Origin of the sequence: Zavarzinella formosa DSM 19928 (assembly GCF_000255705.1) — a bacterium.
Lineage (GTDB): Bacteria > Planctomycetota > Planctomycetia > Gemmatales > Gemmataceae > Zavarzinella > Zavarzinella formosa.
In genome coordinates this window covers 1-669 of sequence record NZ_AIAB01000577.1, presented here as the reverse complement: position 1 = coordinate 669, position 669 = coordinate 1, and the positions used below count along the sequence as shown (strand labels likewise).

Below are 669 nucleotides of genomic sequence, written 5' to 3'. Positions count from 1 at the left end.
CTTGCTCAGATGAGCCAAGTGCTGAAGCCCTCGGACGAGTCGAGCTTGCTGTGCGCCGCCATGAACGGCTTGTCACACTCGCCACACAATACGATCTTCCATTTGCGGTAGTAGGTGATCGGCGTGCCACAGACCGGGCAGGCGCCTTTGCCGTCTCGCCGATCTTCGGTGATCTGGCCTCCGTGCAGACCGGCCAGCGCCCGGATGGCGGCCTCGTACTCGTCCACGGCCGCGAGGATGAACGGCACCTCGTCGGCGAACCACATCCAAGCCACTTCCCGCATCTCGGTGAACAGCGGCAGGCACTCGGCGAGCAACTCGGCCCGAACGGCGCTCGGGGACACGGACATATTCTGCCCGCGGACCATAACACCGTCCATCAGGCCGGACGCCCGGAAGATATGCGGCGTCATCGGGTGATCGAGTCTGAGCATCGCCTCTCCACTGGCCTCCGTCGCCGAACGCACAAGCCCGGCAGCCGGGGCCGCTTGTAACCTTTGAACTCCGAACCAACCGCGGCGGCTGATTCGGCCTAACCACCTGTCGCGGCCAGCGCTTCCCGCACCCGCCTGGCGACCACCTCATCGTCATGGCTCGCCGCCGCCCGGAGTTTCGCGGCGGCTTTGGGCGGAACGGGGTGCCCGACCCGGATCAGCGCCCGGATCGACA

General features: G+C 66.2%; 1 protein-coding gene. It reads right to left on the bottom strand.

Translation table 11 applies throughout. The features are described 5' to 3' along the window. Window positions 1-5: 5 nt before the first annotated feature. Window positions 6-434: a hypothetical protein gene (locus BGIM_RS56730; RefSeq protein WP_020467924.1), complete on the bottom strand. Its 429-nt coding sequence runs from the start codon at window positions 432-434 to the stop codon at window positions 6-8. Window positions 435-669 lie beyond the last annotated feature (235 nt).